Raw genomic sequence first — 13,279 nt, 5'->3', positions numbered from 1 at the left:
GCAAAGAGAGTAGAAGAAGTTTTAGGGGAGGCTTAGTGTGCATTGTCAGTGTAACCTTTTATTGCTGAGCTTGGCAGCAAGGGAGTGAAACTGGGCGGCAGCACCGCTCCAGGTAAGTTGTGCCATATCTGCCGCCGCCTGCAGACCTTTCAGGCGCAGTTCGTTACGGTGCGAGTAGGCGTATTCCAGATATTCAATGATTTCGTCAACCGACGGTTCAAACCAGATCCCTTCGGCATGGTGCCGGTAGTGGAACGGACGATAGCTGGTAAGCGGCAGTGCATTTCCAGCAGTGATCACATCAGCGTGACCGGTCATGTCCGAGGCTATTACTGTGCGGCCGCAGGCCATGTATTCGCACATCACCAGGTTGTTGCCGCCCTCGCCACGGTTAGGGAACAGTCCCACGTCGGAGTTGTGATAGACCTGTCGCATCTGCTGGTTGTCTAGCAGGGGATGCAGAATAACCCGGTCAAGCGGTATGCCGTTTGCCGAGAGGGTCTCTGCAAGAATTTCAAGGCATGCGCCCTCCCGGTGACGGTAGTTGATCAGCTTTGAAAGCTCCATAGTGGCCAGCGAGAAGGGCCACTGGTTGTACCAGGCACAGGACAGCAGTACATCGTCATGCCGTTCCATGAAGGTCTTCATGGCAGCAATTACCAGATCCTGTCCCTTGCGCAGCTCAAATTTGCCGCCTGAAAAGATCACGAAACGCTCAGCTAAGTTTCGTTTGGGGCCGGGGTAAAAGAGGCTGCTGTCAACTCCCTGGAGTATGGTGGTGGTGTTGCGTACCCCGCCGATCCGCAGATGTTGCTCGCACCAGGATGATCCTGCCACAATGTAGTCCCAGCGCTGAGCCGCCTGTCTGGCGTACTCCAAAACAGTGATGGTGTCCTCAAAAAAACAGTAGCCAATGTTGATTTGGTCCCAAACCTGCGGGTCAAAGGGATCGAGAGCCACAGTACGGATACCGTGCAGCGTCACTCCCGGCAGCGGTTCAAGCCTAGCTATCTCGCTGGCCAGATAGGTGCCGGCTACACCCCAACCGTGGGCGGCCCCTCTGGGCATGGAAATCTGCATAGCATGTAACTCCTTTTATAACAGCGGCTGCCCTGTTGCCAGTGATGTCTGCTTATTGCACGTGCGGTGGTGCTCAGCCTCGATTTCAGTCTTAAGCTGTGCCTGGAACAGGGCCTCGGGGTCAGGAGCCTCGATCGGCAGCCTGCAAAGCACCCAGCCTTCACCGAGGTTTGTCCGCTCCATGCCGGTAAGGTGTGAAGCGAGGGTTTTGGCTGTATCCAGGGTACTCAGCAGGGTGTGGGCAATCGGCAGCTGATTGTCGTAACAGCTTATACCGCAGGTGAATTCAGGCAAGCTGTTTTGTATGTGTTTAACTGCCTGCTGCAGCGCTGCTACATAGGGTAGGTAGCAGTACAGTAGTACCGGCAGGTCAAACTGATAGTGTAACAGCTTGGAAGGCCGGTACAGGTCGGTCGTTACCATATCCAGTGAGTGAAAATGGTAGAAGATCAGCGAGCGATCATTCACTGTTACAATGCCATCCTCTTGCCTGCTAAAACGGAGGTTGTTCTGGTTCCAGGGGGCCACTCCAGCACCGGGATGGGTCAGGATGCCGATGCTGTCACAGAGTTGCGGCCACTGTTCAAGGTAGAGCTGGTCGCCAAATTTGCCATCTTCGTAGCAGTCGCGACACCACTCCAGGCAGCGCTCGCGCCACCAGCAGAGTATGGCGTCTGCTGCCGGACTGCGTCGGAAGATCAGCAGACCGACATTAAAACGGCCGTAACGTTCCATCATTCGATATTTTGGGGCGAAATTATGACCATGGATGATAACCGGGGCGTCCGGATACTCATCAAAGAGCGGATCGGGCGAACTGAAGAAGAATAGGTCGGCATCCAGATAGGTGAGTGATTCCGCCTGCGGATACCATGCCATCAGCCGGAGCAGAATCGTTGGCGTAAGGGTCCAGAAGTATTCCAACGAATTACGATTTGTCCGCGCGGTCCGTAACGGTTCGTCACCCTGTTCCAGCTGATGCAGGGGGATGGGAACGACACCGGGTGGCTTGAGGTGGTCAAGCAGTGTTCGGGTCAGTTCGTCCAGGCAGACCACCAGCAGGGTGTGGGGCTGTTGCTCGTGCCTACTGAGTGAGGTGGCCAGGGCCAGCAGCTTGATCAGATAATTACGGTCGCAATAGGTGCAGTACCAGCGCATGTTCATTGCTCCCGATAACGCCACGCTTCCAGGGCGGCGCAGATTTTGGTGACGGATGATTCCGGTAGAGACGGAAAGAGCGGCAGCGTTACTATGCGCTGCGTCAGGGTTTCGGTGATCGGCAGGTTTTCGCCTCCTCGTATGCACCCTCGATACGCAGGCTGCTGATGCACCGCCTGCGGGTAGTGGAGCGCCGTAGCAATCTGGTGCTCCAGTAAGAATTTTCGAAACTTATCGCGCTGCGGGCATTCCACCACAAACAGGTGCATGGCGTGCGCTGTGTTCGCGATTAACGGTGGGGTCGTGATATCCGTGCCGTGCAAGGCGGATCGGTACTGTGCAGCAATCAGGTTTCTTTTGTGGTTATCATCAGTCAGAAACGGTAGCTTGATCCGTAAAATTGCAGCCTGCAGCTCATCCAGCCGTGAGTTGATGCCGGGTAGACTGCTGATAAAGCGTTCCTGCCAGCCGTACTGGCGTAGGGCACGACAGGTATCAGCCACATCAGTCAGGCTGGTGACGACGGCGCCGCCATCGCCTAGAGCCCCCAAATTTTTGGTCGGGTAAAAGCTGAAGGCTGCTGCATGACCAAAACTGCCAACCTTTTGATTGGCGATTGCGGCACCGTGAGCCTGGGCGCAGTCCTCCACAACCCAAAGGCCATACTGTGCTGCAATTCTCATAATATCGGGCATCGGAGCAGGCTGGCCGTAGAGGTGTACCGGAACAATTGCCTTGGTTCGGTCGGATACCAGTAGGGGAAGCAGACTGGGATTGATGCAGCGGGTCAGCGGATCAATATCGGCAAACACAGGGACTGCCCCGATCTGTTGAATGGCGGCAACAGTGGCGACTGCAGTCAGCGAGACGGTGATAACCTCATCTCCCGGCTGCACCCCGCAGGATCGCAACGCAAGGGCTACTGCATCGGTGCCACTGGCGACACCGATGCAGTGGTCTACGCCGAGCCAGGTGGCAAACTCCTGCTCAAAAGCAAGCACTTCCGGTCCGAGTATGTAGTCCCCTGAGGTCAGTACCCGCCCCATTGCGGCACGGATAACCGCCTCATGGCGCATCGAATCCAAGAGGGGGTTGGCAACCGGTATCTGTCCTGATGGCATCATGTTATGACTCGCCCCAGTAGTAAGCGCCGTTTGCACGGTAGTACGCCAGGGTGCGCCGTAGTCCCTCGCCAAGAGGTACGGACGGCTGCCAGCCCAGAGCCTTCCTGATCTTGCTGAAATCGGCATAGTAGTCACCGATATCAATTGACTTGCGGTCTGGCGGAAACGGCACTAACTGAAAACTGCCAGATCCTGCAAGCTGTACCAGCAGTCCGGCAGTAGTTTTCAGGTCAGTCGGATCGTCGGCACCGAGGTTGAATATTTCTCCGTTGGCCGTCTCTGATGCCGCGCAGAGCAGCAGTGCCTCGACAACGTCATCAACATAATTAAAATCCCGGATCTGGTTGCCGTCACCGTACACCAGCACCGGCCGGTCGGTCAGGATATTGCGAATCCAGATTCCCAGGAAGGTCTGGCGTGCGTCCTTTACCCGCATCCGCGGACCGTAGGTGTTAGTTAGCCGCAGCACGGTAGCCCGGATGCCGTAGACGTTATTATAGACCAGATGGTACCATTCGCCGGCCATTTTGTTGATGCCATTGACATCAATCGGGGCCAGGGGGTGCTGTTCATCCACCGGCAGGTAACGCGGAGCACCGTACATCTGCCGGGTGCTGGCAAAGACGATCTTGATGCCGGGGTTGTGGTGGCGGCAGGCCTCAAGAATGGAAAGTTGGGCGCGGGCGTTGATTTCCAGGTCGGGATACGGGTTCAGCATCGAGTCGAGATGACTGGTCTGGCCTGCCAGATTAAAGAGGTAGTCCTGGCCTTGCACCAGATATTTCATGGCATGCTCATCCCTGACATCAGAGATATTGATCCGTACACGGTCTTTGACCGATTCAACATTCAAAAGATTGCCGCCGTATTCAGGGATCAGGCTGTCCACCAGCGTTACTTCGGCTCCCAGCTCAACCAGTCGGATGGCAAGATTTGAACCGATAAAGCCGAGGCCGCCGGTGATGAGTGTCTTTGAGTCTGAAAAATGCATCAGTGGTCTCGCTGGATGATGAGATTCGCAGCCCCGTTGCTCGAACAACGCTGCGGCAGTTTATACTGATCGGTCGGTTTTGCTGTGAACGTGCCCTTTGTGAGCGTGCAGTAGACGGATCGAATCTCTTGTGGTTCGTTGTTGGTGATATTACGTATACCTTTGTCTGCTGCAACGGTCATGCGCCAATTGCATTCAAGTACCTGAAACCTCGCCTGTTCTGCAAGATGCTGGAGGCAATCCGGGCTAAAACGCCAGTAATCCTGAGGCGAGGGATGATAGGGAAAAGAGAAGACCGTTTCAACAATCAGCAGGCTGTCCGGCTGCATGATCTGATACAGCGCGGCAAAGACCCGAAATGGGTTCAGGACATGCTCAAGCACGTTCAGGCAGACCGCTGTGCCAAAATGATTCTGGTAGTGGTACGGAAGGTCTTCAATGAACGGATCCCCCTTGTCCGGATTCAAAACCAGATAGTCTGGATCAATATGGTCGAAGGGACGTTGGGGAATGGTCACATAGCGTGCATACTGGTCACCGGTTGCACTGGTCAGGTCGTAATCGGCGATGCAGGGGCGGTCCATACCTCCCAGATCGACAAACGGCCGTCGCAGACCGTATTTCTCAATCTGTTCGGTTACCAGCCTGATGTCATCCCAGAACATGATTGCTCCCTTGGCTACTCCCGTATTAGTAGATAGGTGGTTTCATAACGGTCATGCTGCGGGGTGGTCTGGTATTCAATGGCCTCGTGCAGCCTGAAACCATGAAGTTCAAACTCCTTCAGTAACTCACCCTCGTTGAAGATCAGCTCGACGGTCTCTATGCCGTAGGCAAACTTCTTCAGGTACTGGGTCGTGCGGCGTTTACAGATTGGTGTTCGCGCCACCACCAGATATTGCTGTGCCACCCGTGTTGTTTCAAAAATATGCTGGCGGTAATCAGCTACATGCAACAGAACGCAGGATGAGATCACCACTTCAAATTGGCGGTCTGCAAAGAACAGGCTTGCTCTGTCACAGCAGAAGAAACTGGCTTTGGGATAGTACTGCCGCGCCATATCGATCATTGGCTGGGAATAATCCACGCCAGTGTAGCATAAAGGTTGTGAGAGCAGGTATTCCAGTACCTCGTAATAGTAGCCGCTGGCGCAACCAATTTCCAGAATTTTCAGCGCCTTGTGCGCAAACGGTTTGATAATTTCAGCCAGCATCCTGAAGGGGGGGGCAAGAACTCCCCGGTACATCTCTGCCAGTTCCTGCTGCACGAGGGCCCGCTGGCGGGCTGGAATCTCGGGTGAAAGGCATGCCGAGGTCATGGCAGGTGTTATCTGTGATCGATCGAGGGTCTGATGCCCGTCGGAGATCCGATCGGGCAGGCATAACGTCCCGGTATCGCTACGGTACCTAAGATGTCGTTCCAGCAGTTCGGCGGTCTTCTCCATGCGCTGGGCATAGCTATGCTCTTGTAGCGTACGGCGCTGCCCGGCCTGAGCGATGGCTGCCGCCTCATCGGGATGCTGCAGGTAGTAGCGGGCCAGTAGTACCGCTTCTTCTGGGCTTCTATAGACGACCACCTCCCTGCCGATATCGAACAACTCCTGCAGGTTGTCGCGATAATCGGTCAACAACAGTGCCCCGCATCCGGTGGCCTCAAAAAGGCGCATGTTGTTGGCGTAGTTTTCAGCAGCATCGATGTGGCGGTTGAGGGTTATGCGTGAGGAGGCAAGCAGCGCGAACATCTCAAGCCCCCAGGCTTCTCCATGATGGTGCCGAGCAAGGGGGGAATCAGGTGTCAGAGAAGCCGCACCGTACCCCCAAACATCAAGTTGGATTGCAGAGGCGATCGCTTCAAGCAGTTCAGTGCTTTTCTTGTGGTAGGGCGATATACCTCCGATGAACGTCAATGGGTAGCAGCGGCTTTTCCCGTGCAGGCGTTCAAGAACACGCGGTTCAAAGGCAAGTGGCTGGTAGTAGGCAGTCAAACCCTGCTGTCGGAACCGCTGCACAAAATGAGGAAATGATGAAAAGATCAGATCAATCTGTTCCAGGCAGGCATCGGGTGGCAATGGCGAGGCGATCTGACCACAGATCAGGCGGACGTGGGAGCGGATAGCCGTCAGCAGCCGGGAGGTGGCCAGCGAAAGATCCTGCAGGTAGATGACATCGGGGGAAATCTGTCGGATTTGATCGCAGAGTATCTCGATGCTGTCAGTGGCTGTTGAGCGGTTTTCGCGCAACCAAGCCAGTTGTAGCGGCAGGGCATTGACAATCAGCTCATTGGCTTCCCAGCCTGATAGTTCCATTCCACGGCTGTAAAAGTCGCTGTCACCTAGACGGGTGCCCAGCAATGACGCCAGTTGGGTTTGGTAGTCCTGATCCTGTAGATCTGGGTGGCGAGCATAATGATTAGACAAAAAAACCTCATAATAGGTGTTTATGAAGAGTATAGAAGGCCGTCCGGACATCAGCTCGTGCCCCGCTGTCTGTTGTTGAGTAGCTCTCTGAGGTCAAGGTCGGGTGCAATTGTCTGAAGCCGTTTTGCCAGTGTTGACAACTGTTGCATATTGTCTGTGGCAAAGGCGACTAGAGCAGCTGAGGCTAGTGCCTGAGGGTCCTCTGGGTAATTGACAAGCAGGGACTCACTCACGGCATGCGCCTGGTCTTTTTCCCCGTCCTCAAGTAGCCTGAGAGCATAATCAGGCGCAAATAGTCGCCAGAGGCTGGGGAACGGCAGCGGGTCAGTCGGTGTTGGGCTGTTGCGCCGCCACTTGGCGAGAAAATACTGGCGATTGCGTTGTAGAATCTCTTGTGCGGTCTCACTTCTACCAAGACAGGTGATCTCACGCAGACCGCCAATACTGCCGCCCCAGCGGTGGTCATAGGAGGTCGCCGGCACAATCCAGCTTTTCATGCCTGCCTGCCTGATCTGCAGGCCTAGGTCCCACTCCTCAAAATAGCAGGGGGTGTAGGCCTCTTCGAATTTAAGTCCGCCCGGGCTGAATAGTTCACGTCTGACACCGAACAGGAATCCGGAAACTGCATCAACCTCAAGCGGGTGGTCGAAACCGCCTTTGTCAAAATAGAGGAAATCTGTGGTTAGACGATAATTGACGAACGACCCCTGTGGTCCGACGCAGGCCGCTCTGCTCAGCTGCTGCAACCCCTGCTCTATGGTGTCGACAGTTGTTACCTCCAGGTGCAGGTCGGCATTCAGGATCATCACATACGGGGTGTCGGCCATACTGACCCCCACGTTCCATGCCCGGGCAACACCGATGTTTTCGGACATAGTGGCCGAGCGGGTGATACGGGGGTGCCCTTTCAGCTGGTCTGCAAGGGCGGGATTGTTGAAGATTGCGATGACATCGCCGGGAATCCCTTCCAGGTCTTGCAGCAGGCTGGTGATATTGTACGGGCTGGCCGGTGAATGGTCCAGCACCGGGATCACAAAGCTGCGAGAAGCTGATGAACAGCTGATTTGCTGTTGCCGGATCGCATCAAAGGGTGAGGTGAGTCCTGTTGTCGATTGCTCGCGCAGTTCTTCAGCTGTCCAGGTGTCAGGCTTTCCATGGAGGCATACGGAAAGGAGGTCTTGCATCCGGTGGGCGTAGGTGTGGGCATTATGGACAATCTGTCTGCCGCGTTGGGCAATCTGTTCTTGAAGCAGGGGATTTGCCAGATAAAAACGGATTACGTCGTTTAACTCGTTGTCACTCCGGTAGATGGCCAAATCTTCACCGTCATGGAATAGCGTCTCCAGGCCACTGCCCGGCGCTTGATCGGTTACAAGCAGGCTGCCGATGGAAAGTGCCTCAAAAACCCGCATGTTTAGGTCGTTTTTGACGGCATTGTTGAAGGTTATCCGCGATTCGCTGATTACTCGGGCCATGTCGTCCCACCAGCAACGCTCGCAATAGATACCAAAGACCTCGTCAATGCTTTTCAGCAACTGTTGGCGGCGGGGATTGTGTGAAAGACTGCCTACAAAGGAGAGGTCATGTATCTTAGGGGTGTTGCTTGGTGCATGAATCTCTGGATCGCAGGCCAGAGGCAGCCAGTGGGCATTTACCGCTTTATCCCGAAATTGTTGAACATACTCCCGTTGTGCCAGGAAGACAAAATCGAATCTTTCAGCCCACTGCAGATGCCATGGAAGGTTCAAGTGGGTGTCAATGAGCCAGCAGGCTGTGGGACAGTCAAGCGCACCAATATTTTCAGGAAAATAGCCGCCCACCGACTCCACCCAGAGGTAGAGGTCAGGCCGGTCTGTTGCCAGTCGGTCAGCATGTTCAGCAATATCCGGGGTAAAGTCGGTGACGACGTCAAGCTCTTCAAAAGGTAGACGAAGTTTTTGCAGGTGCCAGGTCTCGACCAGTTCATGGGGAAAGGAGGGGCCGACGGTGGTTACACGGTAGTGCTTGCGCAAAGACCGTTCCAGATAGACGGCGGTAGTAACCGGATACGGGACATAGGCCAGCCAGATATGAGGGCAATCGGTGTTCATTAGTACCTACCATGCTGTTTTAGCCGTCTGGTCAAGGCATGAAACGGCAACTCTGAGGTGACACTCAGCCGCTTAAGGCGCTCTTCCATGGGCTGCGAAAGTGTTCAATAAAACGTTCTGCCAGCTGATTAAAGCTATCCTGCGATATGGTCGAATTGCGGTCAAATCTGCGTGCCATCGCCAGACTTCCCGGTTTGGTAAATTACCAGCCTGTTTTTTGCCGAGATGCCTCTTCGAAGATTTCTTTAGCATGAATTGAAATCTTTTCGTCATCATGGTGTACTTCGAGGAAGTTAGCATTAATAACGGCAGGTTTGTGGATATAAAATGTCGACATAATTGGTAACGTTGCTGCACTCTCAAGGGGGCCCATAAATCCAGTGGTGATATGACCGTACCATGGTTGTTTTTTTAATAAATTTAACTGTGATTTAGTAATAAAAAAACATCCTGAGTGAGGATTTGATGCTAACTCTGTATGGTAGGTGCAGTCTCCAATCGCTACCTTAAAATTGTTTGTATAGGTTGATCCATGATGCTTGTATATTATTTTGTCAAAATCCTGCCATAAATCGCCATCTATATATAGCTTGCTTGGAAAATAATTGTCGAAATGTTCAAATCTATTTGGCTGTATCAGATATAAATCATTATTTGCTGTTGAATTGAAAGCCGAAATCTTGGTAAAAAATAGAGGGTCATTTATAATAATGTCATCTTCAATATAGCAAAACCAATCATATTCATCTGAGTGCTCAGCAAATATTTCATAGGCTTTGAATCCCAAGAAAAGTGGTTCAATATTTGATGCATAATTTGTATGTATCAAGCTAGTGTCTATCTTTGAACTTTCAATTAAATTATGCTTCTCATGCGTAATCAATATAATATCTATATGTGTTGATGTGGATATATTGGCTGTGTCTATTTTTCTTTGTATTAGACTACACATGTGTTGGTTTAATGAAAATGTGCGGTATAAAGAGTAGATGCAATTCTTCAATGTTATAGACCGAGTATTCGCTTTGGCTGGATCATGGGAAGCATGCAATGTGTTTTGAGTGGGGCAAGGCTTATAGAAGTGAGGTATTACAAACAGTATTTTCATGTTATGCGACTTTCTTAGATGGCGTGGTAGCCGGAACTGGACATAGGCCAGCTAGTATATGTTGAGAAGAGTTGGTCACTGCCATGCTCCCTGTTGCCGCCGAATCTCCTCTAAAACAACCTCATGTGGTTTTTCGGTTACATTAAGCAGCTCGAAACGTTCTGACATTGACTCAGGCAGTTTTGCATCCATAAAGTGAGCGACTAGTGTATCAAACTGGTTGGCAAGTAGCCGTGACTTCTGGTCAAGTTTTCGTATCATGGCCAGCCCTGACGGTCTAACGGGAAAGGTGACGATTTCAAGATCAGTCCTGGTGGCTTTAAGGCAAGCAATCACTTTCCAGACATCGCCGGTCCAGACCATTGTCTGGCGTTCCCTCTCTGCGCCGGCAATACTGACCGGCAGGCAATCGTGGATAAAGATGATGGAGTCTGGAGCAGAGCGCTGTTCCAGGTGGACAAAGTCCATCAACACCTGCTCAAAAAGGTGCAGACCGTCGATAAAAGCAAAGTCAAAAGGCTGGCTGCCCCATGTGTGTCCCAGGCAATTCTGCTGGAAAAAATCATTGCTGGTCAGTTTGAAAAGTATCGGTGCTGCTGCAGGGGAGTGGAAGGTTAACTGAGATATCTCGGCAGTTATCGGATCAACGCCGATAGAATCGGTTCCGGCTTGGCATAACCCCAGTGATTTGCCGTTTGATATGCCAATTTCGAGGTAGCGCCTCGGGCGCAGCAAGGTGTGTGCATAATGCAGTACATGGTAGTGCTCCTGTGGAGTTGGCATTGCCTCATCAATATCACACATGTCGAGTGCGGCCTGGAACTCTCCCTGACTTGGCCACTGCTTTAGAGATTGCAGGCAGGTCAGTCTGCTTGCTTCTCGCCTGTCAGTTCGTCGAAGTAGTTCCGCATGTAAAAATGTTGCGGGGGGAGACTCGGGCGCCAGTGTGGCTGTGCGTTCTGCAAGACAGCAGGCGGCATCATGATATCCCTTCACCTGAAGCTCCAGGGCAGAGAACAAAAGAGCGGCGCTTCGTGAGGACTGATGAGTGATGATTGTTGAAAAAAGATCACTCAGATCAAGGTTGTGAAATTCCCGGTAAAATGCGATCGCATCCACCAGGGTAAGATAACCCATGAATGAGTTCCACTCAGATAGTTCAGGTCCCATGTGCTTCAGGTTCTGCAACCGATGCAGTATGTCTGTTCTAGGCACGGTTCCTTGCATGATTACCTCGTAGGTTGGTTCAGGTGGCTGGCAGTCGCACAGTGTGCCCAAGGTTTTTAAGATGAGCAGTGCAAGAGACGATGTCAGTCGTGGCTGCAGTATGCGCCGATAGTTTGGTCTATTATTCGCAGGCTTGGCAAGAAGGTTAAGAATGGTTTCCTTAAAACTTTCATAGTCGGTGACATGGTAGCAGACTTTCTTGATGCCTGTATCTTCGAACTCATCATTGTCTGGTATTCGGCCTGCCAGATAACAGCCAGCAGACATGCTTTCCAGGAATCGGGGGGAGACCGGGTCAATATTGCCGGTGTTGCGGGAACCATCCATACTAACAGTTGAGACTAGGCTGATCCTGCTTCGGTCAAGCAGCGCCATGAAGGTGGTGCGAGAATCGCTTTCCCCCAAACAGCCTTGCTGATTTGAATAGATAAGAACTTTCTTCTCGTCATTGAGTGCTTCGGTGGTTATGTACTGCAGTTCGGGGTGGTCAACAAGCAAGCGTTCCATGAATTGCTCAAGGAGCGGATTGCGGCGACCGTAGTGGATAATATCAATATCCTTTTCCGGTAGTGGGCGATCAAAATACTGGTCTGCCAGCGTAAACGGCATGTAGTGCAGATTGTTTAGGCGTGTTGCCAGATCCTTGAATGACTGAAGGTTGCATACAAAAACCAAAGGGAAGCTGGGGGCATAGGTGATGAAATCATCAAAATCATCCCTCCACAGATCCATTACAACAGGAATCAGCTGGGGGTTGTTGGAGTAGTAGCGGAGCTCGCTTGCCAGTTGGAGGAACAGTAGATCGTAGTTGCCTTGAAGACAGTGTGGATTTGGCAGCATACAGGTCTTGCCGATAGGACGTAGCGGCACAGCAAGGATGGTTGACAGGATATCTTCCCATTCATGAACCATCTGCCATGTTGGCCAGTTGCTGTGGTAGCGGGTGGAGATTATAGAGCGTATTCTTGGAGGATGTTCCATGGTCGGAACAACCTTTTCAGGCCTGCCCTGCAGTGAGCGTAAGCGTAGCTCCTGTGGTGAAAAAGTGTCAGTTTTTCTGCTGGTAATTAGATCCAGCATATCTGTGACTCGGTGCAGGTAGGTGTGGGCAGTCAGCACTAAGCAACGCCCTCTGGCTGCAATCCTCTCCCGCAGTGAGGCATTCTCAAGGTAGCGCCGTACGATATCAATCACATTATGATCATTATGGCAGATGTACTCTTCACCGTTATGGAACAGCAAATCCTGTCCGCTACCATTGGTAGGGTTGGAAAGTAGTAGTGAGCCCGAGCAAAGCGCCTCAAAAAAACGCATATTCAAGTCATCAAAGCTGGCATCGTTCAATACGATGCGGGATTCTGAAAAAGTTCGAGCCATGTCGGTCCAGAATGAACGCTCTCGGTGAACCGTGAACTTCTGGGCCAGATAATCTAGCATCTCCTCTCTGCGGCGATTCATGCTGCCGACAAAGCCGATATCGAATCTTTTGGACATGTTTTGTCGCCCATGAATTTCTGGATCGCAGGCCAGTGGGAGCCAATAGGTATGTGGGTAAATCTCTCTGAATTCTTGAAGGTCGACCAGCTGGGCGATAAAAATATAGTCGTAATCCCGAGCACGCGCCAGAGCCGGCTGTAGATGATAGTGAGTATCAATCAACCAGCAGGCTTTGGGACAGGAAACAGCATCAAGATTTTGAGGCTGGTAGCCGGCAACTGATTCTACCCACAGGTACAAATCCGGGCGTTCATTAGCAGGCGTTGCCTCCCAGATCTCCGCCATTTTAGGGGTAAAGGATGTGTCGATATCAAGCGGATCCAAGGGTAACAGCATGTTCTGCAACTGCCACAATTCAATGGCCTCCTCGGGCAGGCGCGGTCCTATTGTCGTAACCTGATGGCCAGCCTGGAGCAGGGCTCGTCTGATATAGACTGCGGTGGTAATAGGGTAGTTAACGTATGCCAGCCAAATTTTCATGATTTTTCCATATAGATAGTTTTTCCATGGTGGTCATAATCCCTTTGTTTATGCTGCGTCCACGCTCAAAGACGACCATGCTGTTATAGCAGTGCATCGATATGGTTG

General features: G+C 52.2%; 9 protein-coding genes. All 9 read right to left on the bottom strand.

Annotated elements, in window-relative coordinates:
* Positions 1-45 precede the first annotated feature (45 nt).
* Positions 46-1,080 (bottom strand): glycosyltransferase family 4 protein, encoded by a 1,035-nt coding sequence (locus FY034_RS15800; RefSeq protein ID WP_265552244.1) that lies wholly within the window; start codon positions 1,078-1,080, stop codon positions 46-48.
* A 15-nt stretch (positions 1,081-1,095) separates the two neighbouring features.
* Positions 1,096-2,238, bottom strand: a complete 1,143-nt coding sequence (locus FY034_RS15795) for a hypothetical protein (RefSeq protein WP_265552241.1) — start codon at positions 2,236-2,238, stop codon at positions 1,096-1,098.
* Between the two features lie 2 nt (positions 2,239-2,240).
* Positions 2,241-3,362, bottom strand: a complete 1,122-nt coding sequence (locus FY034_RS15790) for a DegT/DnrJ/EryC1/StrS family aminotransferase (protein ID WP_265552239.1) — start codon at positions 3,360-3,362, stop codon at positions 2,241-2,243.
* Between the two features lies 1 nt (position 3,363).
* Positions 3,364-4,353 carry an NAD-dependent epimerase/dehydratase family protein gene (locus FY034_RS15785; protein WP_265552237.1) on the bottom strand — a complete coding sequence of 330 codons (990 nt, stop codon included), beginning with the start codon at positions 4,351-4,353 and terminating at the stop codon, positions 3,364-3,366.
* On the bottom strand, positions 4,353-5,018 hold the full coding sequence (locus FY034_RS15780) for a methyltransferase domain-containing protein (protein WP_265552235.1): 666 nt from the start codon (positions 5,016-5,018) through the stop codon (positions 4,353-4,355). The genes FY034_RS15785 and FY034_RS15780 overlap by 1 nt, the downstream gene beginning before the upstream one ends.
* Before the next feature lie 14 nt (positions 5,019-5,032).
* Positions 5,033-6,769 (bottom strand): glycosyltransferase family protein, encoded by a 1,737-nt coding sequence (locus FY034_RS15775; protein ID WP_265552233.1) that lies wholly within the window; start codon positions 6,767-6,769, stop codon positions 5,033-5,035.
* A 50-nt stretch (positions 6,770-6,819) separates the two neighbouring features.
* Positions 6,820-8,859 (bottom strand): glycosyltransferase family protein, encoded by a 2,040-nt coding sequence (locus tag FY034_RS15770; RefSeq protein WP_265552231.1) that lies wholly within the window; start codon positions 8,857-8,859, stop codon positions 6,820-6,822.
* 202 nt (positions 8,860-9,061) lie between these two features.
* A complete protein-coding gene (locus FY034_RS15765) occupies positions 9,062-9,967 on the bottom strand; it encodes a hypothetical protein (protein ID WP_265552230.1) in 906 nt (301 codons plus the stop codon).
* Between the two features lie 75 nt (positions 9,968-10,042).
* The gene (locus FY034_RS15760; RefSeq protein ID WP_265552228.1) at positions 10,043-13,171 is read right to left on the bottom strand and encodes a glycosyltransferase family protein; all 3,129 of its coding nucleotides are present in this window, start codon (positions 13,169-13,171) and stop codon (positions 10,043-10,045) included.
* Positions 13,172-13,279 lie beyond the last annotated feature (108 nt).

Source organism: Trichlorobacter lovleyi (assembly GCF_015239775.1).
Lineage (GTDB): Bacteria > Desulfobacterota > Desulfuromonadia > Geobacterales > Pseudopelobacteraceae > Trichlorobacter > Trichlorobacter lovleyi_B.
The sequence above is the reverse complement of the archived record's forward strand: the minus strand, read 5'-3'. Positions and strand labels throughout refer to the sequence as shown.